Source organism: Acidobacteriota bacterium (assembly GCA_020853395.1).
Lineage (GTDB): Bacteria > Acidobacteriota > Vicinamibacteria > Vicinamibacterales > SCN-69-37 > JADYYY01.
The window spans coordinates 18,516-37,276 of record JADYYY010000005.1; the positions used below are offsets into that span (position 1 = coordinate 18,516).

At 70.8% G+C, this 18,761-nt stretch carries 16 protein-coding genes; all 16 read left to right on the forward strand.

Going from position 1 to position 18,761, the window contains the following annotated elements; translation table 11 throughout:
• The first annotated feature begins 7 nt into the window (after positions 1 to 7).
• The 16 genes from IT184_04275 to IT184_04350 all read left to right on the forward strand — a co-directional run bounded on the left by IT184_04275 (position 8) and on the right by IT184_04350 (position 18,758).
• The gene (locus tag IT184_04275; protein ID MCC7008010.1) at positions 8 to 1,294 is read left to right on the forward strand and encodes a DUF2029 domain-containing protein; all 1,287 of its coding nucleotides are present in this window, start codon (positions 8 to 10) and stop codon (positions 1,292 to 1,294) included.
• Positions 1,291 to 2,283, forward strand: coding sequence for a DUF362 domain-containing protein (locus IT184_04280; protein MCC7008011.1), 993 nt, complete (start codon positions 1,291 to 1,293; stop codon positions 2,281 to 2,283). The genes IT184_04275 and IT184_04280 overlap by 4 nt, the downstream gene beginning before the upstream one ends.
• Complete coding sequence (locus tag IT184_04285; GenBank protein MCC7008012.1) at positions 2,280 to 3,782, forward strand: hypothetical protein; 1,503 nt, start codon at positions 2,280 to 2,282, stop codon at positions 3,780 to 3,782. Before IT184_04280 ends, IT184_04285 begins: the two co-directional genes overlap by 4 nt.
• A gap of 7 nt (positions 3,783 to 3,789) precedes the next feature.
• Complete coding sequence (locus IT184_04290; protein ID MCC7008013.1) at positions 3,790 to 5,409, forward strand: DUF2029 domain-containing protein; 1,620 nt, start codon at positions 3,790 to 3,792, stop codon at positions 5,407 to 5,409.
• Positions 5,410 to 5,482: 73 nt separating this feature from the next.
• Positions 5,483 to 5,998 carry a prepilin peptidase gene (locus IT184_04295; GenBank protein MCC7008014.1) on the forward strand — a complete coding sequence of 172 codons (516 nt, stop codon included), beginning with the start codon at positions 5,483 to 5,485 and terminating at the stop codon, positions 5,996 to 5,998.
• A 22-nt stretch (positions 5,999 to 6,020) separates the two neighbouring features.
• A complete protein-coding gene (cpaB, locus tag IT184_04300) occupies positions 6,021 to 6,911 on the forward strand; it encodes a Flp pilus assembly protein CpaB (GenBank protein MCC7008015.1) in 891 nt (296 codons plus the stop codon).
• Positions 6,912 to 6,916: 5 nt separating this feature from the next.
• Positions 6,917 to 8,260, forward strand: coding sequence for a type II and III secretion system protein family protein (locus tag IT184_04305; protein ID MCC7008016.1), 1,344 nt, complete (start codon positions 6,917 to 6,919; stop codon positions 8,258 to 8,260).
• A 26-nt stretch (positions 8,261 to 8,286) separates the two neighbouring features.
• The gene (locus IT184_04310; protein ID MCC7008017.1) at positions 8,287 to 9,414 is read left to right on the forward strand and encodes an AAA family ATPase; all 1,128 of its coding nucleotides are present in this window, start codon (positions 8,287 to 8,289) and stop codon (positions 9,412 to 9,414) included.
• Between the two features lie 27 nt (positions 9,415 to 9,441).
• Positions 9,442 to 10,776 carry a CpaF family protein gene (locus IT184_04315; GenBank protein ID MCC7008018.1) on the forward strand — a complete coding sequence of 445 codons (1,335 nt, stop codon included), beginning with the start codon at positions 9,442 to 9,444 and terminating at the stop codon, positions 10,774 to 10,776.
• Position 10,777: 1 nt separating this feature from the next.
• On the forward strand, positions 10,778 to 11,758 hold the full coding sequence (locus IT184_04320) for a type II secretion system F family protein (GenBank protein ID MCC7008019.1): 981 nt from the start codon (positions 10,778 to 10,780) through the stop codon (positions 11,756 to 11,758).
• Between the two features lie 2 nt (positions 11,759 to 11,760).
• On the forward strand, positions 11,761 to 12,675 hold the full coding sequence (locus IT184_04325) for a type II secretion system F family protein (protein ID MCC7008020.1): 915 nt from the start codon (positions 11,761 to 11,763) through the stop codon (positions 12,673 to 12,675).
• A gap of 162 nt (positions 12,676 to 12,837) precedes the next feature.
• A complete protein-coding gene (locus tag IT184_04330; GenBank protein MCC7008021.1) occupies positions 12,838 to 14,175 on the forward strand; it encodes an ATP-binding protein in 1,338 nt (445 codons plus the stop codon).
• A 26-nt stretch (positions 14,176 to 14,201) separates the two neighbouring features.
• Complete coding sequence (locus IT184_04335; protein ID MCC7008022.1) at positions 14,202 to 16,040, forward strand: glycosyltransferase family 39 protein; 1,839 nt, start codon at positions 14,202 to 14,204, stop codon at positions 16,038 to 16,040.
• 113 nt (positions 16,041 to 16,153) lie between these two features.
• Positions 16,154 to 16,615 carry a pilus assembly protein gene (locus IT184_04340; GenBank protein MCC7008023.1) on the forward strand — a complete coding sequence of 154 codons (462 nt, stop codon included), beginning with the start codon at positions 16,154 to 16,156 and terminating at the stop codon, positions 16,613 to 16,615.
• Positions 16,612 to 18,000 (forward strand): pilus assembly protein, encoded by a 1,389-nt coding sequence (locus IT184_04345; GenBank protein ID MCC7008024.1) that lies wholly within the window; start codon positions 16,612 to 16,614, stop codon positions 17,998 to 18,000. Before IT184_04340 ends, IT184_04345 begins: the two co-directional genes overlap by 4 nt.
• A gap of 86 nt (positions 18,001 to 18,086) precedes the next feature.
• A complete protein-coding gene (locus IT184_04350) occupies positions 18,087 to 18,758 on the forward strand; it encodes a response regulator transcription factor (protein ID MCC7008025.1) in 672 nt (223 codons plus the stop codon).
• The last annotated feature ends 3 nt before the right edge of the window (positions 18,759 to 18,761 follow it).

Genomic DNA, 18,761 nt, shown 5'->3' on the forward strand with positions numbered 1-18,761 from the left:
AGCCGCCGTGATCTCCGACGCCACGCTCGAGCGCGTTCTCCGTTCGCGGCCGGCGGTCCTGCTGACCGGCGATCTCGTGCGCGCCTGCGTGGTGGCGGCGCTCCTCGTGGCCATCGCGGCGGGCGTGCTGTACAACGCCGCGCTCGCCAGGTTCATGGTCGACGACCTCCACATGAACGATTTCGGCAAGTTCTACCACTCGGCGCACGCGTTCCTCGCCGGCGCCGACATGTACGGATCGAGCGCCGCGACGGCCGTCACGATCGCGCCGGACGTGACACGAGAGTTCTGGAACATGAACCCGCCGCACTTCCACCTGCTCGTCCTGCCGCTGGCCGGGCTCGAGCCCGTGCCGGCGCTCGTCGCGTGGGCCGTGCTCAGCAGCGTCGCGATGCTGACGACGCTGTGGATCGTCGTTCGCGAGATGAAGACATCGCTCACGCTCGCGGGCGTGCTCTGGGCCGCCGCCGGCATCGCGATCTGCTCGGCGACCGGCATGCTGGTCGTCACCGGCCAGGTCACGTGGGTGCTGGCGCTGCCGGTCACGCTGGCCTGGCGCGCGGCCCGCCGCGGCGCGTGGCGATCGTTCGGCGCGTGGATGGGAGCCTGCGCCAGCGTCAAGCCGTTCCTCGGCGTGTTCCTCCTCTACGCGCTGCTCCGCCGGCGCGGCGCGCTGTCGATGATCGTTTCCGGCACCGTGTGCGTCGGCGCAGGATTGGCCATCTTCGGCACCGGTCCGTACGCCGCATGGATGCGCGTCGTCAACGCCGTGGACTGGACGTGGGCGCCGATGAACGCGTCGATCGCGGGAGGGCTCGCGCGCAACCTCTCGGCGAGCCCGATGTTCGTGCCCTGGACGGACGCCCCCGTCCTCGTCCGCGTGCTGACGATCGTCGTCGCCGTCGTCTTCGCCGCCGGATCGGCCTGGTGGTTCGCGCGGGATACGTCGCCGGGCGCCGTCGATCGCGCGTGCCTCGGCCTGCTGCTCACCGCGATGATCGCGTCGCCGCTCGGCTGGTTCTACTACGTCTGGCTGATCGTGGGACCGGCGGCGCTCTTGTGCCGCACGCTCGGGGACCGGCCATCCCGCCTGCGCACGGCGTGTCTGCTCATCGCGCTGCCCGGCCTCGTTCTGCCGCTGCCGCTCGTCGGCCTGCGCCACGATCCGATCGGGGCGCTCACGCTCGGCTCCATCTACGGCTGGTCGGCGCTCGCGTTGTGGTTGGCCGTGGTGCTCGACGCGCGAACGCAGCCCGTCGCCGCTGCTGTCGCGTGGAGGGCCTCGCACCGATGAGCGTCAGGATCAGCCGGCGCGATCTGCTGCGTGCGCTTCCGCTCGCGCTGGCCTGGCAAGGCTGCCGCCGGGCGCCATATCGCCGCGGCGACTTCGTCCGCCCGCCCGGTTCCGCCGTCGCGCTCCTGGCGGCGAGCGGATATGACGTCGATCTCGCCGACGTCATCCGCCGCGGCCTTCGCGAGTTGCCGATCGCCGTCGCCGGCCGCCGCGTGCTCGTCAAGCCGAACCTCGTCGAGTACCGCGACGGCGCGCCGGTCAACACGCATCCGCACGTCGTCGCCGGCGCCGTCGACGCCCTGTTCTCGGCGGGCGCGTCCGAGATCGTCGTCGCAGAAGGGCCGGGCCATCGCCGCGACGTCGAGTACCTGCTCCACGCATCAGGGCTCGGCCGGCAGCTCGCCGACCTGCGCGTGCGGTTCGTCGATCTGAACCACGACGACGTGCGCGTGGTGCCGCTGCGAAGCCGGTTCATGGGTCTCGAGGCCCTCGCGCTGCCGGTCGAAGTGCTTCGCGCCGATCTCGTGGTGTCGATCCCGAAGCTCAAGACACACCACTGGGCGGGGATGACGGCCGGGCTCAAGAACCTCTTCGGCACGGTGCCGGGCGCCGTCTACGGGTGGCCGAAGAACTTCCTCCACTTCCACGGCATCGAGAACGCCATCGTCGATCTCGCCGCGACGATTCGGCCCGGCCTGACGATCGTGGACGGCATCACGGCGATGGAAGGCGACGGGCCGATCATGGGGCAGCCGAGGGATCTCGGCGTGCTCGCGATGGGAACCGATCCCGTCGCGGTCGATGCGACCTGCGCGCGGCTCATCGGCTTCGATCCGTCGAAGCTGCCGTACCTCGCGATCGCGGGCGCGTTCCTCGGTCATGCCGACGAGGCGCGGATCGCACAGCGGGCCGAGCGCGTCGATCGGTTCCGCACGCGGTTCGCCGTGCTGCCGCAGTTCGCGCCGTTGATGGAGGCGCGGCGCGGATGACGGGATCGCGCACGGACACGCCGCCGTCACGCGCGTTGTGGCCGGTGCTCGCCAGCGCCGCCGGGCTGCTCGTGCTGACGACCGCGCTCGTCACGCCGGCCGACGCCGACCTCTGGGGTCATCTCAGGTTCGGCCTCGACATCCTCGCATCGGGCGACGCACGCCAACGCGACCAGTATTCGTTCGCGAGCGATCGGCCCTGGGTCAACCACGAGTGGTTGACCGAGCTCGCGATCGCCGCGGTGTATCGCGCCGGCGGCCCGGGTGCGCTCATCGCGATGAAGCTCGCGATCGTCGGCGCCTGCCTCTGGATGGTCTGGCATCACTACCGGCGCGCGGGCGCCTCCGTGGACATCGCCGTCTTCGCCATGGCGCTCGCGTTCACCGGCACGTACTGGCGCACGCACACGATTCGGCCGCAGTTGTTCTCGGTCCTGCTGATGAGCGTGCTGCTCGCGCTGATGCGGCGAGCCGAGCGCGGGCGCTCGACGTCGCTTCTGCTGGTCCCGCCGCTGATGGCGCTGTGGGCGAACCTCCATGGCGGGTGGATCGTCGGCGCGGGCGTCTTCGGCGTCTGGGCGTCGCTCGGCATCGTCGATTCCACGCTGCCCCTCCGGTCGCGCGCCGCACGCGCCGCGGCTGCGCTCCTCGCCGTGACGGCGACGCTCGCCACGCCGGAGGGCGTCGAGCTCTGGCGCTTCCTCGCGACGACGGTGCGGCTCGGCCGCGACGACATCCAGGAGTGGAGCAGCACGCTCTCGTCGCCGATCGCGCTCGGCGTGCCCTGGCTCGCGGCGGCCGGCACGGCCGCGTGGGCCGCGTATCGCACGCGGACGCGCCGTCTCGATCGCCTCGTGCTCGCCGTGCTGCTCGCCATCGCGTCGTTCCGCGTGAGCCGGCTCGACGCCTTCTTCGCGCTGGCGATCGTGTTCCTCTGGTCGGACGAGATCGTCGCGGCGTGGCCGAGGCGGCGGCTCGCGTGGCCGCGCCTCGCGGCACCGCAGATCGCGGTGGCGATGGCCGCGGTGGGCGTGATGGCGATGCCGGTCGCCGGCATCGCGCGCCCGTTCGCAGGGTGTCTCACGATGGCGGGCGACTGGCTGCCGGAGCCCGACGCCGTGCGCTTCGCGCACGCGAACCGCCTGCGGGGGCGCATGCTCACCTGGTTCGACTGGGGCGAGTACGCCATCTGGCACCTCGGGCCGGATCTCAAGGTCTCCTTCGACGGCCGGCGCGAGACCGTGTTCTCCGCCGACACGATCGCGAGCCACCGGCGGTTCTACGCGGGCGACGACAAGGGCTGGGATCTGCTCGATCGTCTCCAGCCCGACTATATCTGGCTCCCGCGCCACCTGCCGGTCGTGCCGCAGCTCGAGCGCCGCGGCTGGGTCGCCATCTTCACCGGCTCGTCGTCGACGATGCTGGCGAGGGCAGGCGCGGGTCCGTTCACGCCGATCACGACGACGCCGCCGGCCCGGCGGTGCTTCCCGGGACCCTGAGGCCGTCATGGCGCTTCCGTTGATCCGGACGCTGCGCCTCGACCACGGCGCCGCGCGACGGCATCTCTGGCTGCTCCCGGTGTTCGTGTGGGGCGTCGTCTGCTGGACGACGTACGTCGCCGAGATGAGCCCGCAGGGACACCTCGACCGTTCGGGCCACCTGAAGGGGCACGACTTCCTTCACTTCTACGTGCTCGGAGAGATCGGCCGCGCGCGCGCCACGACCGAGCTGTACGACTTCGACGCGCAGGCGCGACGAACGGACCGCCTCGTGCCCGAGTATCCGCACCGGTTCCTGCCCGTCCACGCGCCGCAGGTCGCGATGTTCTTCGCGCCGCTCGCCGGCCTCCCCTACCTCGGCGCGTTGACCGTCTGGCTGCTCGCTTCGGTCGTCGCCTATGCCGCGAGCGTCGCGGCGATGACGCGGTCGCTGCCCGCGCTCGTCCGGTACAGATCGACGGTGGCGATCGCGGCCGCGGCGGCGCCGGCGGCCTACTCGCTCGTCGCGTCCGGCCAGACGTCGGCGTTCACGCTCGCCTGGTTCACCGCCGCGTACTTCGCCGCGCGATCGCGCCGATCGTTCCTGATGGGACTCTGTCTCGGATCGCTGGCGTACAAGCCCACGTTCGGCGTCGTGCTACCGGCGATCTGGATCGCGGCGCGCGACTGGCGCGCGCTGGCCGGTGCCGCGCTCGCGGCCGCCATCCAGGTCGCAGCGGCCGCGGCGTACTTCGGTCCCCACGTTCTCGTCGACTACGCGATCAACTTCCGCGTAGTGTCGCGCGATCTGCCGCTGCTCGAGGCGCAGCCGTGGCTCATGCACACGTTCTCGGCGTTCGTCGCGCTGCTCGGGATGCCGACGACGATCGCGAGAGCGATCACGGCGTTCGGGGCGATCGTCGTCGCCGTCGCGACGGCCCGGATCTGGACGAGCACGGCGCCGCTGTCGCTGCGGTTCAGCGCCGTGCTGCTCGCGACCGTGCTCCTCAGCCCTCATCTCTACGCCTACGATCTCGTCGTCCTCACGCCGGCGCTCCTCTTGACGGTGGCCTGGGCGCTCGACCGTCCATCGCCCGACACACCGCTGCTCGTGGCCGGCTACGCCACCTACCTGCTCCCGGCGTTCGACGGCCTCACGCGCGCGACGCACGTGCAGTGGTCGATCGTCGCGATGGCCGCGTGGCTCGTGATGATCTGGCGGCGCAGGCACCGCGACAGCGTTGCGCACGCTGGCACCGCGCCCGCGGGTCGTGACGACGATGCCTCGCGGGCGGTACGGGTCGGACTGCACTCGGTTGCCCACCGCGGACCGCTCGCGAGCGCCGCGGCGGTGGTCCACCCTGTGCGCCCCCTCAATCAGGCCGATATGTCGGACGAGCCTGGCTCGTCGGAGCCGGGCGGTAGCGCGGCCGCCGGGCGGCGTGCTGCCCAATCTCAGTCCCATGAAGGAGCAGTCATGAAGAGCCTGTTGCAGCGTTTCGTCCGCGAGGAGGAAGGTCAGGACCTGATCGAGTACGCGTTCCTGGCCGTGTTCATCGCGCTCGCGGTGATCGTCGGAATCCAGGCGGTCGCGTCCGGTCTGAACACGCAGTTCTCGAACATCGGCACGCAGGTGTCGTCGTCGTAGGTCGACGCGGAGGGACCGTGGAGCGGGCGCACGTCGCACCGTTCCACGGGACACCTCGTGTCGAGGCCAGGTCATGTTGACGACCGCGCAGGCTGCGGTGCTCGTCGTCGCCGGCCTCGCGGCGGGCATCGACGTGGCCACGCGGCGTGTCCCGAACGTGCTCACGTTCGGCAGCGCCGCCGCGGCGCTCGTGTACCACGCGGCGACCGCGGGATCGGCCGGCGCGCTGCAGAGCGGGTCCGGCTGGATCGTCGGCGTCGCGCTCTTCGCGCCGCTGTTCATCGTCGGCGGCCTCGGCGCCGGCGACGTGAAGCTGCTCGGCGCCGTGGGCGCCTGGCTGGGGCCGCAGGGCGTCCTCGAATCCGCGTGGCTGTCGGTGCTGGCGGGCGGCGTGCTCGCGCTCGCGGTTGCGCTGCGCCGCCGGTACCTTCGCACCGCCGCCGCGAATCTCGTCGCCATCTTCGCGTGCTGGCGCGCCACCGGCTTAAGAAGAGTGCCGGGGTTGACGATAGAGGATTCGTCAGGTCCGCGGCTCGCCTATGCAACCGCCATCGCCGCCGGCACGTGGGCGGCCGTGTGGCGGGCCTGATCGACAGAAGAGAGAAGACCTCATGAACCGTTCCGCTCGCACCATCACGGTCGTCGGGATCTCGCTGGTCATGGCGCTCGCCGCCAGCTTCCTCGTGTATCGCACCATCAAGGCGATGCCGGCGCGCGAAGTCGAAGTCGCGCACGTCTTCGCGGTGGTGGCGGCCCGGCCGCTCACGGTCGGCACGCTCGTCGCCGAGCAGGACGTGAAGCTCGTCGCCTGGCCGGCGTCGAATCCCGTCGGAGGCGGCTTCGACAAGATCGCGGACGTCGTCTCGCGCGGGATCGTCAGCCCGGTCGCCGAGAACCAGCCGCTCACGTCGGCGACGCTCGCGCCGCGCGAAGCCGGCGCCGGCCTGCCGCCGACGATTCCGACCGGCATGCGCGCGATCTCCGTCAAGGTCAACGAGGTGATCGGCGTCGCCGGCTTCGTCGTGCCCGGCACACGCGTCGACGTGCTCGTCGTGCTCGGACAGGTGCAGGCCTCCGGGAGCCTCGCGCGCGTCGTCGTCAGCAACGTCCAGGTGCTGGCAGCCGGCACGAAGTACGACCAGGACGTCGTCAAGGACGGCGAAGCGATCCCGTCGTCGGTCGTGACGCTGATGGTGACGCCCGAGGACGCGGAGCGGATCGCGCTCGCCTCGACCGAGGGGCAGATCCTGCTGACGCTGCGCAACCCGCTCGACAACGCGCCGACGAGCTCGCCCGGCGTGCGCACGACGAATCTCATCACCGGCCAGTCGGCCACGACGCCGCCCGCCGCCGCGCCGGCGCCGGCACCGGTCGTGCGCCGCGCGCCAGCGCCGAAACCCGCCGCCGCGGCGCCGGCGGCCGCGCCGCCGCCTCCGCCGCCGCCGATCTACACGGTCGAAACGATCCGCGCGGCCCAGCGGTCACAGGAGACGCTCAAGTAATGGCTATGCACGGCCAGTTTCGTCGGCTGGCGACCTTCGGTCTCGCCCTGGCCTTCACGGCCGTGGGCCGGGCCCAGGCGCCGGCGCCTCAGGCCGCCGGATCGCGCGTCGTGCTGACCGCGGGCCGCTCGGTGGTGCTCGCCACGCCGTTCGACGTCACGCGGATCGCCGTCACGAATCCCGCCGTCGCCGATGCGGTCGTCGTCCAGCCGAGGGAAATCCTCGTGGACGGCAAGGCCGCCGGCACCGTGAGCCTGATCGTCTGGGGCGGCACGCAGCGCGCCGAGTACGACGTCATCGTCGATCCCGGCGTGTCGCCGCTGCAGCAGCAGCTCAACCTCATCTTCCCGGGCGAAGACATCCGGGCGAACCAGACCGCCGACGCCGTCATCCTGACCGGCCGCGTCTCGAACACGAGCGTCATGCTGCGCGCCGGCGAAGTGGCCGAAGCCGTGGCGCCGAAGAGCAAAGTGCTCAACATGCTCCAACTGCCGAGCCCGATCGACAGCGCGCAGGTCATGCTGCAGGTGCGCGTGGCCGAAGTGAACCGCCGCGCGCTCACCGAGCTGGGCGTCTCGCTCTTCACCGGCGCGACCGGCTACAAGGACTACATCGCGCGCAGCACCACGCAGCAGTTCTCCGCGCCGGGCTTCGAGAACCTCCAGCGGACCACCACCGACGGCGAGGTGACGAACCTCTCGGGCGACCTCACGTTCAGCGACTTCCTCAACCTGTTCGTGATGAACACGAAGTACAACGTCGGCGCGCTGATCAAGGCGCTGCAGACGTCGGGTCACTTCCAGAGCCTGGCCGAGCCGAACCTCATCGCCTACAACGGCCAGGAGGCGAGCTTCCTGGCCGGCGGCGAAGTGCCGATCCCCGTCGTGCAGGGCGTCGCGGGATCGATCTCCGTGCAGTACAAGGAGTTCGGGATCCGCCTGGTGTTCCGTCCGACGATCGCCGGCGACGTCATCCGGCTGCGGGTGGCGCCGGAAGTCAGCACGCTCGACTTCACCAACGGCCTGTCGCTCGGCGGCTACCGCATCCCGGCGATCACCACGCGCCGGGCGGCCACCGACGTGGAGCTCAGGGACGGCCAGTCGTTCGCGATCGCCGGCCTCATGAACAACCTCGCGCAGGACACGCGGCAGGCGGTGCCCTGGCTGAGCAAGGTGCCGATCCTCGGGACGTTCTTCAAGAGCAAGGCCACGGCGCAGGAGCAGACGGAGCTGATGGTGATCGTCACGCCGCACCTCGTGCGCGCGCTGAACCCGGACGAAGTGCCACCGCTGCCGACGTCGATGGATCGGTTCATGCCCGAGGTGGGCGCCCCGGCGCCGTCCCGGTAGCTCGACGGAAAAGGACGCACGCTGCCATGACAGTCACACTGGTCGGTGCCCAGGATCGCGCGCTCGACGAACGGCTGCGCGCCACGGGCGTACAACCGGCGCACCTGCCGCTCGGCGAGCTCGCGGCGCTCGCGCAGCCGGTGGCCGCCGTGCCGGACGTGCTGGTGCTCGATCTGCGCGGCCAGGCGCAGGTGCCGCCGGTGCTCGCCGCCATCCGCCGCCACCATCCGGACACGAACCTGGTGGTCGTCACGGCGACGCTCGAACCCGCGTTCATGCTGGACGCGATGCGCGCGGGCGTCACCGAGTGCGTGACCGACCTCGCGAAGGGCGACCTCGAAGCCGCGCTCGCGCGGCTCGCGAGCGAGCGCACCGCGCCCGACACGGGCGAGGTGTTCGTGCTGCTCGGCGCCAAGGGCGGCGTCGGCACGACGACCGCCGCGGTGAACCTCGCGACGGCGCTCGGCAAGGTGGCGGGCGCGGCGACGCTGCTGCTCGATCTGCACCTGTCGAGCGGCGATGCCGCGCTCTACCTGGGCGTCGAGCCGCGGTTCTCGGTCATCGACGCGCTCGAGAACACGCACCGGCTCGACGTCGCGTACTTCCGCAGCCTGGTCGAGCGGACGAAGTTCGGCGTCGACCTGCTCGCCTCGTCCGATCGCTCGTCCGCCTCGCCGATCGACGCGCCGCGCATCCGCACGCTGATCGATTTCGCGGCGCGCCACTACCGGTACACCGTCGTCGACGTGCCGCGTTCCGACACGGTGGTCCTCGACGCCCTCGAGGGCGCCAACCGGATCGTCGTCGTCGCCAACCAGGAGCTCGCGACCGTGCGCGGGGCGGCGCGCGCCGTCAACACCCTACGCCAGCGCTACGGCCGCGACAAGGTCACGGTCGTGCTCAGCCGGTCGGACCGCCGCGCGGAGATCGGCACCGAGGATCTCGAGCGCGCCATCGGCGCGACCGTCTCGCACGTGCTGCCGAGCGACTACCGGCTGGCGCTCGACGCGCTCAACCGGGGCCGGCCGCTCGTCATGGAGTCGCAGTCGGCGCTCGCCGCGGCGTTCGTCGCCTACGCGCGCGATCTGTCCGGCGTCAAGACCGACGCGGGCGCCACATCCGGGTTCCTCGGCCTGCTCAGGCGGCGGGCCTGATCCGCCGAGGCCGAGACAGAGGCTGCCATGAGAACCAGCACGCTCAGCGTCGCCCCGATGAGCCGGTCCGCCGACCTGCGGAATCCCCGATACCAGGAGGTCAAGAGCCGGATCCACGCCGAGCTGCTCAACCGGCTGAACCTGGAGCGGCTCACGAGCATGCGCCGGGAGGATGCGGAGCCGGAGATCCGCAGCCTGATCACCGGCATGCTCGACTTCGAGGCGCACACGACGCCGCTCAGCCAGGCCGAGCGGGAGCAGCTCGTCACCGACATCCTGAACGAGCTGTTCGGCCTCGGCCCGCTCGAAGCGCTGCTGGGCGATCCGGCCATCTCCGACATCCTGGTCAACAACCCGCACCAGGTGTACGTCGAGCGGAACGGGATCCTCGAAGAGACGCCGATCGTCTTCAAGGACGAGCGCCATCTGCTGCGGATCATCGAGCGCATCGTGAGCACCGTCGGCCGGCGCATCGACGAGTCGAGCCCGATGGTGGACGCGCGGCTCGCCGACGGCTCGCGCGTCAACGCCGTGATCCCGCCGCTCGCGCTCGACGGCCCGGTGCTGTCGATCCGCCGCTTCCGCACGGACCGGCTCGGCGCCGCGGATCTCGTCACGCGCGAATCGCTGACGCAGCCGATGCTCGACCTCCTGCAGGCGGCGGTCGCGAGCCGCCTGAACGTCATCGTCTCGGGCGGTACCGGCGCCGGCAAGACCACGCTGCTCAACGTGCTCTCGAGCTTCATCTCCGCGCGGGAGCGCATCGTCACGATCGAGGACGCGGCGGAGCTGACGCTGCGCCAGCGCCACGTCGTGCGGCTGGAGACGCGGCCGCCGAACATCGAGGGCAAGGGCGCCGTCCGCCAGCGCGAGCTGGTGATCAACGCGCTGCGCATGCGCCCGGACCGCATCATCGTCGGCGAGGTCCGCGGCGACGAAGCGCTGGACATGCTGCAGGCGATGAACACGGGCCACGACGGCAGCCTCACGACGGTCCACGCGAACACGCCGCGCGACGCGCTGTACCGGCTCGACACGATGGTCGCGATGGCCAATCTCAATCTGCCCGAGCGGGCCATCCGGCAGCAGATCGCGTCGGCGATCAACCTGATCGTGCAGGTCACGCGGCTGTCGGACGGCACGCGGAAGATCTCCCACGTCTCCGAGATCACCGGGATGGAGGGCGAGGTCATCACGCTGCAGGACATCTTCCTCTTCGAGCGCACGGGGCTGCGGCAGGACGGCAAGGTCTGCGGCCGGTTCCGCGCCACGGGCATCCGTCCGAAGTGCTCGGATCACATCGCGCAGTCCGGCATCGGCCTGCCGCCGAACCTGTTCGATCACGTCCAGGCGGTGCAGTGAGATGAACCCGCTGCCGCTCGCCGTCCTCGTCTTCGTCGTGGTCGCCGCGCTGGCGATCGTGCCGTACTACGTCCTCGTCGTCCGCAACGAGGAGGCGGAGCGGCGCACGCTGCGCAAGCGGCTGCGCGGCGCGGTCCCGCGCGCGGCCGGCCAGGCCGGCACGGGCGGCGTGCTCAAGGACGAGGAGCGCCTCAGCGCCATCGCGCCGCTGCACCGCATGCTCGCCGGCGGAACGGTCGTCGCCGGCTGGCTGCGGACGATGGTCAGCCAGTCGGGCGCGCGCGTCACGGTCGGCCAGCTCGTCCTCGGATCCGCCTGTCTCGTGCTGCTCGTCGATCTGTTCGTCACCGCGCGCACGGGCCTCTGGTGGTTGGGCGCGATCCTGGGGCTCGCCGCCGGCTTCGTCCCGTTCATCGTGCTGCGCGTCCTGCGCGCGCGCCGGCTGTCGGCGTTCGAGGAGCACTTCCCCGAGGCCATCGACCTCATCGCCCGCACGCTGCGCGCGGGCCACGCGTTCTCCACGGGCCTGCGGCTGGCCGCCGACGAGCTGCCGGATCCGGTCCGCAGCGAGTTCCAACTGCTGCACGATCAGCAGAACTACGGGCTGCCGATCACGGACGGGCTGAAGGACTTCGCGCGGCGCGTCCCGATCATCGACGCGCGCTTCTTCGTGACGGCGGTCCTCACGCAGCGCGAGGCGGGCGGCAACCTCGCCGAGGTGCTCGACAACCTCGCCACGGTCATTCGCGAGCGCTTCCGCATCAAGCGCCAGTTGCAGGTGATGACCGCGCGCGGCCGCCTGACCGGCTGGATCCTCGCGGCGCTGCCGCCGGCTCTCGGCGGCTTCTTCCTGATCCGCATGCCCGAGCACTTCCGGATCCTGATCGAGGAGCCGCTCGGCCTCCGCATGATTCTCGTGGCCGTGGTCCTCCAGCTCATCGGCGCCGTGATGATCCACAAGATCACCGCGGTGGAGTACTGATCGTGCCTCCCCTGCTCCTGGCGACGCTCGCGGCCGTGTTCCTGTCGGTGGCGCTCGTCACCGGCAGCGTGACGTGGATCGTGCTGACGCGGGCGGCCCCGGGCCGCCGCCGGCTCGAGACGCTGACGCAGCCGCGGGTCTCGTCGCTGCTCGTCCTCGACGCCGGCCAACTGACCGCCGCGCCCGATCCGCTGTGGGACAAGGTGGCCGCGATGCTGCCGACGTCGCGCGGCACGGTCAAACGGCTCCGCCGCGAGCTGTCGCTGGCCGGCTACGACTCGGCAAAGGCGGCCGGCCTGTTCTCGCTCGCCGAGCTGACGCTCCCGCTCGTGCTCGGCAGCATCCCGCTGCTCGCGCTGGGCGATTCGCGCCGGTGGATGGCGGCGGCGCTCGGCGCGATCGCCGGCTACATGCTGCCGGGCGTGGTGCTGCGGCGCCGGTTGCGGCAACGCCAGAAGGAAATCCAGAACGGCCTCGCCGACGCCCTCGATCTGCTCGTCCTCTGCCTCGAAGCGGGATCGGGCCTCGACCAGGCGATCGTCAAGGCGAGCGACGAGCTGTCCGTGGCGTATCCGGCCCTCGGCGATCAGCTCCGGCTGGTCGTGAGCGAAACGCGCGCCGGCAAGTCGCGGCTCGATGCGTTCCGGGCCCTCGCGACCCGCACACAGGTGGACGAGGTGCGGGCGCTCGTCACGATGCTGGTGCAGACCGATCGCTTCGGCACCAGCGTCGCCCAGGCGCTTCGCACGCACGCCGACGTCTGCCGGACCAAGCGCCGGCAGCGGGCCGAAGAGAAGGCGGAGAAGGTCGCCGTCAAGCTGGTCTTCCCGCTCGTGTTCTGTCTGTTTCCCGCGCTGTACGTGGTGATGCTGGGCCCGGCGTTCCTCCAGTTCATGAGGACGTTCGGGTCGAACTAGCCGGCATGGTGCCGGCACACAAGGAGGAAGCTATGCCGTCGTCCACGATCGTGCTCATGGGAGTTGCCGGAGTGTTCCTGATGCTCTACCTCGCGCGCCGGCGCAGCCGGCTGAAGCGCGACGACGCGTGATCGCGTCGCGGGGCCTGGCTCCCGGATCGCCGTGCCCGATCATCCGCTGACCCTCGTCCCGCCGAAGCCGCCTCGAGCGCAGGCCATGGTGCCGGATCTGCCGGCCCCCAGCACGCTCGAGGCGTCCGGCCTCACACGCGATCTGCTGATGCAGCTCGCGCTGAAGACGCTGCACTTCGCCGGCGAGCTGTCGGGAGCCGATCTCGCGCGGCGCCTCGGCGTGCTCTTCGCCGTGGTCGAACCCGCCATCGAGTTCCTCCGCAGCCAGCGGCACGTGGAGGTCGTCGGCGCGGCGATCGTCGGCGGCGCATCCTACCGCTACCGCATCACGACCGAAGGCCGGGCCGCCGCCGGCGCGATGCTCGAGCACGACCAGTACGTCGGGGTCGCGCCCGTCCCGCTCGCCCAGTACGCGCGCTACATGGCAACGGTCGCGGCCACGCGGAGCGAGCCGGTGACGCGCCAGCGCGTCGCCCAGACTTTCTCGCATCTCGTGCTGAGCGATCGGGTGCTCGAGGAGATCGGACCGGCGGTCAACAGCGGGCACTCGCTGTTCATCTACGGCCCGCCGGGCAACGGCAAGACCATGATTGCCCAAGGCCTGCGCAGCCTGCTCGGCGGCCAGGTCGCCGTGCCGCATGCGCTCGAGGTCGACGGGAGCATCATCACGGTCTTCGACCGCGTGACGCACGAGCCCGCGCCCGGCCTGCTCGACTTTCCGGAGGAGACGATCGCGGTCGACAAGGCGCAGGACCAGCGATGGGTCGTGTGCCGCCGGCCGCTCGTCGGCGTCGGCGGCGAGCTGTCGGTCGAGAGCTTCGACCTGACGCACCACGATCGGCTGGGCTTCTATCGCGCGCCGCTCCAGCTCGTGTCGAACGGCGGCGTGCTGCTCATCGACGATTTCGGCCGGCAGCGCTGCCGGCCGGACGATCTGCTGAACCGGTGGATGGTGCCGCTCGAGAGCGGGGTGGACTACCTGACGCTGCGCACCGGCCTGAAGTTCGCGGTGCCGTTCCACGTGTTCGTCGCGTTCGCGACGAACCTCAATCCGCGCGACCTGGTCGACGAGGCGTTCCTGCGCCGGGTGCAATACAAGGTCTTCGCGTCCGATCCGACCGACGAGCAGTTCGTGCGCATCTTCGAGAAGCACTGCGAGGCGGCGGGCGCGACCGCGCGGCGCGGACTCGCCGAATGGCTGCTCCGCGAGTACTACACGCCGCGCGGCATCGTGCCGCGAGGCTGTCATCCCCGCGATCTGATCAACCACGCGCTGCTGCTCGCCCGCTATCGCGGCGACCCGCCCGTGCTCACCCCCGAGCTGATGGTGGAAGCCTGCGACGGCTACTTCGTCGGCGAGACGCCCTGATCGAACCGGTCGCGGAGCGCCTGCGCATGTCGTCGCTCATCCGATCCCACGGCATGCGGCTGCTCGTCGCCGGCACCTGGCTGGCCTGCGGCGCGTACGCCGCCCGCTTCGTCGATCGCGGCTGGGTGCCGCACGACGAAGGCACGATCGGCCAGAGCGCGATGCGCGTGCTCGCCCACGAGGTGCCGCACCGCGACTTCGACGACATGTACACCGGCGGCCTGACGTACCTCAACGCCGCCGCGATGGCGGTCTTCGGCGAGAACCTGCGCGCGCCTCGGCTGGTCCTCCTGGCCGTGTTCATGGCGTTTCTCGCCGCCGTCTACGCGATTGGCCGGCGGGTCGCGCCAGCCGGCGCGGCCCTCGTGCTGATGATCCTCTGCGCCGTGTGGACGGTGCCGAACTACTTCGTGAGCCTGCCGTCCTGGTACAACCTGTTCTTCGCGACGTTCGGCACGCTCGCCTTCATGAAGTACTTCGACACGCGGCGCCGGCGCTGGCTGGCCGTCGCGGGTGCCCTCGGCGGCTGCTCGGTCCTCATGAAGATCTCCGGCGTCTTCTACCTGGCCGGAGGCCTCCTCGCGCTCGCGGCCACGGCCCGGGAGGATGGGCCACCCGGCCGGCACGCCAGCCCGCGGGTGCTCGTCTCAGTGCTGGCCGGGCTCGTGATGCTGGCGCAGGCCGCGCTCGTCGCCAACCACCAGCTCACGCCGGCGCTCTTGCAGATCCTGCTGCCCGCGACGGCCGTCGTGCTCTTTCACGCGTGGACGGAATGGCGGGCCGGCGGGCCGGATCTGCGCGCGCGCGCCGCCCGATTCCACGCCGACGCGTGGCCGTTCGTCGCGGGGGCCGTCGTGCCGATGGCGCTCTTCGCGGCGTGGTTCGCCGCACACGGCGCCCTGGCCGACCTGCTGCGCGGCGTCTTCATCCTGCCGCAGCGCAGGCTGAGCGAGGCGGCGGCCGATCCGCCGGGCGCGGCCACGCTCGTGCTCGGCATCCCCTGTCTCGCCATGATCCTGGCGGGCGCCACGCGGCGCGTGCCGTACGCCGGCGGGCTGGCGGCGCTCGCCGCGGCAGCGCTCGGCTGGCTGCTGCGGGATGCGGACCATCCGGTGATCTACAGCGCCGTGTGGTCGCTCGTCCGCACGCTGCCGCTCGTCGCCGTCGTCGCCTGCGCCTGGGTCCTGAGCACGCCGTCGTGGCGCGCGGAGCGAGACGCGCCGAGCCGCGCGCACGTGCACCTCTTGATGAGCCTGGCCGCGACGGTCTCGCTGATTCAACTTCCCTACGCGACCGGAATCTACTTCTGCTACGGCGTGCCGCTGTCGTTCCTGGCGCTCCTCGCCGTGGCGCGCACGCGCACGTGGGCGCCGCGATCGATTCACGCCGTGTCGGCGGCGTTCCTCATCGGGTTCGCGATGCTGTACATGAACACGGCGTACGTCTGGGCGCTCGGCCGCCGCTACGAGCCGTACGCCGTGAGCGCCGATCTCGGTCCGCGCGCGTCGCTTCGCGTGCGGCCCGCGGAAGCCGCGCTCTATCGCCAGCTCATCGAGGCGATCCAGGCGCACGCGCCGGCCGGCAGCACCATCTGGGCGGGTCCGGACTGCCCCGAGGTGTATTTCCTCGGCGGCTACGTCAATCCGACACGGGCCTTCTTCGACTTTCTCACGCCGGCACCGCTCACGGCCGAGCGAATGGAGTCCATGCTCGCGCGCTCGGCGATCCAGGCGGCGGTCCTGAACACGACGCCGCTCTTCTCGCCGCCGGTCGATCCCGCGATCGTCGCCGTGCTGCGCCGTCACTTCCCGGAGGTGCAGCGCGTCGGCCCGTTCGAAGTGTTCGGAACGGGACTCTCGCCGTAGTGCGCCGGCGCGACGCTGCGTGTCGAAGTGTGATCGGCATGGCCCGTACGTGCCATCGACCGAGGCCAACGGATGCCGACAACAGGATTGAAGGACCAGATCGAAGGATGACGATGACGTTCCGATCAGCAGGGAGACCGCACTGGCGCGACGACTCCGGACAGGCCCTCGTCGAGATCGCCCTGTCGTTGCCGCTGCTCCTCGCCGTGGTGTTCGGCATCGCCCAGTTCGGCATCACGTACAACAACTACATCATGCTGACCGACGCCGTGCGGGCGGGCGCCCGCCAACTGTCGATCAGCCGCGGGCAGACCAACGCGTGCACGAAGGCGCGCGACCGAATCTACGGATCGGCCGCGTCGCTGAGCTCCGGCAGCCTCTCGATCACGATGACGGTGGCCGGCGGCACCTACGGCTATCCCGGCACGTCGTGCCCGTCGAACATCGGCACGTCGATGACCGGCGGTGCCGACGTGACCATCAGCGCCACGTATCCGTGCGGCCTCACGATCTTCGGGGTGAACTACGCACCCGGCTGCACGCTCTCCTCCCAGTCGACGGTGCGAATCGAATGACCCGCCGCGTCTTCGCCCACACCCGCGCTCGGCACCCGCTCGGCGACGACACCGGCCAGGCGGCCGTGATGATCGCCGTCGCGCTCATCGCGCTGATCGGCCTGGCGGCGTTCACGATCGACGTCGGCTACGTGCTGAACGCGCGCAAGCAGCTCCAAGCGTCCACCGATGCCGCCGCGGCCGCCGCGGCCCAGGAGCTGGGATCGGCCTCGCGCACGGCCGTGACCGCGAAGGCGCGCGAGTACAGCGCCGAGTCCGGACGGAAGAACGCGTACGGCAACCTGCCGAACGTGTCGACCGCGACCTCGTTCAAGTGCCTCACGACCATCGGGCTGCCGACGCCGTGCACGAACCCCGCCACGGCCAACGCCGTGACCGTCACCTCGACCGCAACGGTGCCCCTGTTCCTCGCCCGGGTGCTCGGCTTCAACACCATGAACATCCAGGCGGTGGCCACGGGCGTGATGAAAGGCGGCGGCCCACCGCCGCTGGACGTGATGATCATCGTCGACACGACGGCGTCGATGAACAGCAACTGCAGCGGCAGCGTGCCGGGCGTCTCGAACCCCCGCAAGCTCGACTGCGCGAAGTACGGCGTGCGGATCCTGCTCAACTCGCTGTGGCCGTGCCCCTACAGCCAGGGGAACTGCGGCGCGGCCAACGCCGGGGGCCACGTGTCCAATCCGTACGACGAAGTCGGCCTGATGATCTTCCCCGGCCTGAAGACCTCGTCGTCGATGTCGCAGGAGTGGGACTGCTCGACCAACGTGACGTCGTCGGGCAACTACTCCTCCTGGGACATCGCCCGCTACAACGACTCACCGCAGTACACGGTGCAGGGGCTGGTGAGCAACTACAAGACCTCCGCGACCGGCGCGCTGAACGGCGGAGGATCGAACCTCATCAAGGCGGTCGACTGGGCGGATGGCAACTCGTGTTCGTCGAGCACGTACGGGCTGGAGTCGCCCGGCGGCGTCGGCACCTACTTCGCCACGGTGATCACCGCGGCGCAGTCGGCGCTCGCGACGACCGGCCGTTCGACGGCGGGCAACGTGATCATCTTCGTGAGCGACGGCGACGCCGGCGCCGACTCGGCCGACGTGCCGTCCGGCGCCTACAACAACCAGTGCCAGCAGGCGATCACCGCCGCCGCCGCGGCCAAGGCGGCCGGCACGGCGGTGTACTCGGTGGCCTACGAGGCCTCCACGTCCGGCTCGAGCTGCAGCACGGATTCCTCCCTGTCGGCCTACCAGACGATGCAGCAGATCGCGTCGGACTCGACGAAGTTCTTCAGCCAGCCGACGGCCGGCGACCTGTCCGGTATCTTCCAGAAGATCGCCGCCGATCTGACGACGACCCGCTTGATCGACGACGACGCGCAATAGCGTCGCGCCCCCGTGCGCTCACCGGATATGCTTCGGCTGACGCGCTCGTCTCAGGCGCGCACATCCGCGACGGCTGCTGGACGACGATGCCCGAGATGACTGCCCCGGTGCGGATCGCCATCGCAGACGATCACCCGATCTTCCGCGATGGCCTCCGCGCGCTCCTCGAGCGCGAGCCGGACTTCACCGTCGTCGGCGACGCCGGCGATGGCCGCACGGCCCTCGCGCTCGTGGACGGGCTCTCGCCCGACCTGCTGCTCTTGGACGTCGCCATGCCGCATCTCACCGGGATGGCGGTGCTCGAACAGCTCGCCGAGCGAGGATCCGCCGTGAAGACGGTCCTGCTCACCGGCGCGGTGACGAGCGGCGACATCGTTCGCGCGCTGCAGCTCGGCGCGCGAGGCGTCGTGCTCAAGGAGTCGCCGACGGCGCTGCTGTTCGAGTGCATCCGCCGGGTGATGGCCGGACAGTACTGGGTTGGCCGCGACGGCGTCGCCGATCTGGTGCAGGTGCTCCGGAGCCTCACGTCGGAGATTGCGGAACAGCAGCAGCGTCAGTTCGGGCTGACCAAGCGGGAGCTGACGATCGTGGGCGCGATCGTGTCGGGCCTCTCGAACAAAGAGATCGCGAGCCGGCTCTCGATCAGCGAGGACACCGTCAAGCACCATCTCAGCAACATCTTCAACAAGGCGGGCGTCTCGAGCCGGCTGGAGCTCGCGCTGTTCGCCGTGCACCACAAGCTCGTGGACGGGTTCTGAGCA

Bases quoted from the DNA above. Each gene is read 5' to 3' on its own strand.
- IT184_04350 (MCC7008025.1), top strand. From the start codon at position 18,087: ATGCCCGAGATGACTGCCCCGGTGCGGATCGCCATCGCAGACGATCAC.
- IT184_04335 (MCC7008022.1), top strand. From the start codon at position 14,202: ATGTCGTCGCTCATCCGATCCCACGGCATGCGGCTGCTCGTCGCCGGC.
- IT184_04345 (MCC7008024.1), top strand. From the start codon at position 16,612: ATGACCCGCCGCGTCTTCGCCCACACCCGCGCTCGGCACCCGCTCGGC.
- cpaB (MCC7008015.1), top strand. From the start codon at position 6,021: ATGAACCGTTCCGCTCGCACCATCACGGTCGTCGGGATCTCGCTGGTC.
- IT184_04305 (MCC7008016.1), top strand. From the start codon at position 6,917: ATGCACGGCCAGTTTCGTCGGCTGGCGACCTTCGGTCTCGCCCTGGCC.
- IT184_04310 (MCC7008017.1), top strand. From the start codon at position 8,287: ATGACAGTCACACTGGTCGGTGCCCAGGATCGCGCGCTCGACGAACGG.
- IT184_04315 (MCC7008018.1), top strand. From the start codon at position 9,442: ATGAGAACCAGCACGCTCAGCGTCGCCCCGATGAGCCGGTCCGCCGAC.
- IT184_04295 (MCC7008014.1), top strand. From the start codon at position 5,483: ATGTTGACGACCGCGCAGGCTGCGGTGCTCGTCGTCGCCGGCCTCGCG.
- IT184_04280 (MCC7008011.1), top strand. From the start codon at position 1,291: ATGAGCGTCAGGATCAGCCGGCGCGATCTGCTGCGTGCGCTTCCGCTC.
- IT184_04340 (MCC7008023.1), top strand. From the start codon at position 16,154: ATGACGTTCCGATCAGCAGGGAGACCGCACTGGCGCGACGACTCCGGA.
- IT184_04320 (MCC7008019.1), top strand. From the start codon at position 10,778: ATGAACCCGCTGCCGCTCGCCGTCCTCGTCTTCGTCGTGGTCGCCGCG.
- IT184_04285 (MCC7008012.1), top strand. From the start codon at position 2,280: ATGACGGGATCGCGCACGGACACGCCGCCGTCACGCGCGTTGTGGCCG.
- IT184_04290 (MCC7008013.1), top strand. From the start codon at position 3,790: ATGGCGCTTCCGTTGATCCGGACGCTGCGCCTCGACCACGGCGCCGCG.